Annotated in this window: 3 protein-coding genes and 1 pseudogene; all 4 read left to right on the forward strand. The window is 67.9% G+C overall.

Annotation, left to right across the window (positions count from 1 at the left end; genetic code table 11):
* Positions 1-431: 431 nt before the first annotated feature.
* On the forward strand, positions 432-668 hold the full coding sequence (locus AC2W7M_RS21860) for a (2Fe-2S)-binding protein (protein WP_486134884.1): 237 nt from the start codon (positions 432-434) through the stop codon (positions 666-668).
* Positions 669-771: 103 nt separating this feature from the next.
* On the forward strand, positions 772-1254 hold the full coding sequence (gene bfr / locus AC2W7M_RS21865) for a bacterioferritin (RefSeq protein WP_121625154.1): 483 nt from the start codon (positions 772-774) through the stop codon (positions 1252-1254).
* A gap of 322 nt (positions 1255-1576) precedes the next feature.
* Positions 1577-2607 (forward strand): annotated as a pseudogene (locus tag AC2W7M_RS21870) (Fe(3+) ABC transporter substrate-binding protein).
* A gap of 22 nt (positions 2608-2629) precedes the next feature.
* Positions 2630-3706, forward strand: a 1077-nt coding sequence (locus AC2W7M_RS21875) for an ABC transporter permease (RefSeq protein ID WP_486134886.1), incomplete at its 3' end; no start/stop codon positions are given.

The following is a 3706-nucleotide window of genomic DNA, read 5'->3' on the forward strand; positions in this document are numbered from 1 at the left end:
CTGCGGCGCAGGCCTGTCCTCGGGGCATGGTGGCCCGCCTGCGCCTGCCCCGGGCGCCGCGCGCCTGACCGTCCAGAAGGCGCGATCGAGACGGCACCATCGGGACGGCACCATCGCGAAGCTCCATCGGGACCGCGGGAGGTTCAGGAACCGCCTGCCCGCGCGCCGCATGGCGCGCCCGCGCGGTCCGTAGCCTGCGGCTCCACGGACCGCCGGGGCTTCAGGATGGCCCGCCGCCCCCAAGGCAAACCCGGCGGCGGACGCCACAATGGAATTGCTTAAAAGTAGAAGGACCCATTCTTTTCATTGGCTGGCGCAACCACCATGTCGCATTTCTACGGAGTTGACGCGAAGCCGGCGGTTCTGCGAAATTGTCTCAAGTAGTGAGGCCTTTTTGGAATTACTCCAAGCAAGCTGATCTGGATCAAACCATGATCGTGTGTTCATGCAACGTCTTTTCTGACCATCAGGTCCGCGACGCCTGCGCGAATTCCGGGCCGGTGCGGACTCCCGGCGAAATTTATCGCTGCCTCGGCTGCTCCCCCCAATGCGGGCGCTGCGCCCGCACCATCCGTGCCATCCTGGACCAGGTGCAGGCGCATTCGTGCGCATCCTGTGCCGAGGAATGCCCCGTCGCTGCCCTCACCGGGCTGATCGCTGCCGAGTAGGCGCGAGCGTCTGGTGGTATCCTGGGTGTTGCGATCAGATTAGAATTAGTCTAAAAGCAATTCGAGACAACATGAGCCGCAACGTCGGCGACAGGAGTGAGTCATGAAGGGTGATCCGAAGGTCATCGAGTATCTCAACCGGGGATTGCGCTCAGAACTCACCGCCATCAACCAGTACTGGCTGCATTACCGCATGCTGGACAATTGGGGCTACAAGGCGCTGGCCAAGAAGTGGCGCGCCGAGTCCATCGAGGAGATGGTGCACGCGGACAAGTTCACCGACCGCATCCTGTTCCTGGACGGCTTCCCGAACATGCAGGTGCTCGATCCGCTGCGCATCGGCCAGGACGTGAAGGAAATCCTCGAAGCCGACCTCGCCGCCGAGGTGGACGCCCGCGCCCTCTACCAGGAGGCCGCCACCTACTGCGCCTCGGTGAAGGACTATCCCAGCCGCGACCTGTTCGAGGAGCTGATGGCGGACGAGGAAGGCCACATCGACTTCCTGGAGACCCAGCTCGACCTCGTCGCCAAGCTCGGCCTGCAGCTGTACGCCCAGCACCATATCGGCGAACTCGACGAGGACTGATCGCCGCCCGCGCGATCCGTGACCCCAGGCCCGGCCTTCGCGCCGGGCCTTTTTTGTTGCTCCGCGCTGTCCGTCCCCGCCTGCCGCCGGTCGTGGGGCGCGCGCGATGGCCAAGGGCGCATCGATCGTCCGGCGGATGCACCAAAATACCAGACTGGAATGATACTAATTTATAGTGCTTCAAATGTATTTCTTGGATCGTCTCTAATGTTCGCCGCTCTCCGCCTTATTCATTGACGCTTCGTAAGCGCCAAGGCTAGGCCGACACTGTTGAAGACTGCTCTCGACACGGATCGAGCGGCAGCGCTGCGGAGAGGACGCCATGCCCTATCGGATTTTCACGCGCGCGGCCCTGCTCGCGACCGCGATTCTTGCCGGCGCCGCCGGTCCGACCGCGGCCCAGCAGGTGGTCAACGTCTACACCACCCGCGAGCCCGGCCTCGCCGCGCCGCTGTTCGAGGCCTTCACCAAGGCCACCGGCATCGAGGTGAAGAGCGTCTTCATCAAGGACGGCCTGGCCGAGCGCGTGAAGGCCGAGGGCGCCAGCTCCCCCGCCGACGTGCTCATGACGGTGGACGTGGGCAACCTGCTCGACGTGGTGGATGCCGGCGTGACCCAGCCGGTGGACAGCGCGGCGCTGAAGGCCGCCATTCCCGCCAACCTGCGCGATCCCGACGGCAACTGGTTCGCGCTCTCGCTGCGCGCGCGCCTCGTCTACACCGCCAAGGACCAGGTGAAGCTCGACGCCATCACCTATGAGGGCCTCGCCGATCCCAAGTGGAAGGGCAAGATCTGCATCCGCTCGGGCCAGCACCCCTACAACGTGGCGCTCACCGCCGCCTACATCGTCCATCACGGCGAGGCGAAGACGGAAGAATGGCTGCGCGGCCTGAAGGCCAATCTCGCCCGCAAGCCCGCCGGCGGCGACCGCGAGGGCGCGCGCGACATCCTCGGCGGCATCTGCGACCTGGCGGTGGGCAATTCCTATTATGTGGGCCTGATGCGCGCCGGCAAGGGTGGCGCCGAGCAGCAGAAGTGGGGCGACGGCATCGGCGTGCTGCTGCCCACCTTCCAGGGCGGTGGCACCCATGTGAACGTGTCCGGCGCGCGGTGGCCAAGAACGCGCCCCACAAGGACGCGGCCGTCAAGTTCCTGGAGTTCGCCGTCTCCCCGGCCATGCAGTCGGTCTATGCCAAGATGAACTACGAGTATCCGGTGATCACCGGCGCCGAGACCGACCCGATCATCGCCGGCCTCGGCCCGCTCAAGGTCGATCCCATCTCCCTCGTCGCCATCGCCAAGGCCCGCAAGCGCGCCAGCGAGCTGATCGACAAGGTCGGCTTCAACAACTGACGCCGAAGGACCGCCGCAAGGAATGTCTCATGCCGCTGAGGCCCTGGCGCCGGAACGCCGCGTAGGCCGCCGCCTCCTGCCCGCCATCGGGCGGGAGGCGGCGTCGTTCTGGGTGTGGGGCGCGGGCGCCGTGGCGCTCGCCGTGCTGCTGCCGCTGGTCGCCCTCGCCGCCATCGCCGCCGAGGGGTCGGGCGACCTGTGGCCGCATCTGCTCGCTTACGTCCTGCCGAGCGCGCTGACCCAGACCTTCCTGCTGCTGCTCGGCGTCGGCGCCCTCTCCTGCCTGTTCGCCATCCCCTGCGCGTGGCTGGTGGCCAATTGCGACTTCCCCGGCCGCGGCCTGTTCGAGTGGGCGCTGCTCATGCCGCTCGCGGTGCCGGGCTATATCGTCGCTTATTCCTATCTCGACGTGCTGCACCCGCTCGGGCCGGTGCAGGAGACGCTCCGGGCGCTCCTCGGCATCGCCTCCCCGCGCGATTTCCGCCTGCCGGACGTGCGCTCGCTCGGCGGCTGCGTGTTCGTGCTGGCGTGCGTGCTCTACCCCTATGTCTACCTCTCGGCGCGGGCCAGCTTCCTGGTGCAGTCGGCAGCCGCGCTGGAGGTGGCGCGCACCCTCGGCGCCAGCCGGGCCAGAGCGTTCTTCAAGGTCGGCCTGCCGCTCGCGCGGCCGGCGGTGGTGGCGGGCCTCACGCTGGTGCTGCTGGAGACGCTGGGCGATATCGGCGCCTCGGAATTCCTCGGCGTGCGCACGCTGACCGTGTCCATCTACGCCACCTGGGTCAACCGCTCGAACCTGCCGGGTGCGGCGCAGATCGCGCTCGTGATGCTGGCACTGGTGCTGGCGCTCATCCTCGCCGAACGCGCCGCGCGCTCCACCCGCCGCTTCGTCGCCAGCGGCACCGCGCGGCCGGCGCCCCCCCGCACGGCTCGCCGGACCGGCGGCCCATCGGCGCCCGTGCTGCTGTGCGCCCTGCCGGTGGCGCTGGCTTCTCGTGCCGGTGGTGCATCTCGCCGTCGCCGCCGTCCGGCGGGTGGGGCGAGGCCGGCGTCTCCGCGACCCTGCCGCAGGAGGCCGCCACCACCGCCGTCATCGCCGTCG

The organism is Xanthobacter sp. BG11Y11_SDJG (assembly GCF_057364445.1).

Coding starts and splice junctions, on each gene's coding strand:
- bfr (WP_121625154.1), top strand. CDS start 772: ATGAAGGGTGATCCGAAGGTCATCGAGTATCTCAACCGGGGATTGCGC.
- AC2W7M_RS21860 (WP_486134884.1), top strand. CDS start 432: ATGATCGTGTGTTCATGCAACGTCTTTTCTGACCATCAGGTCCGCGAC.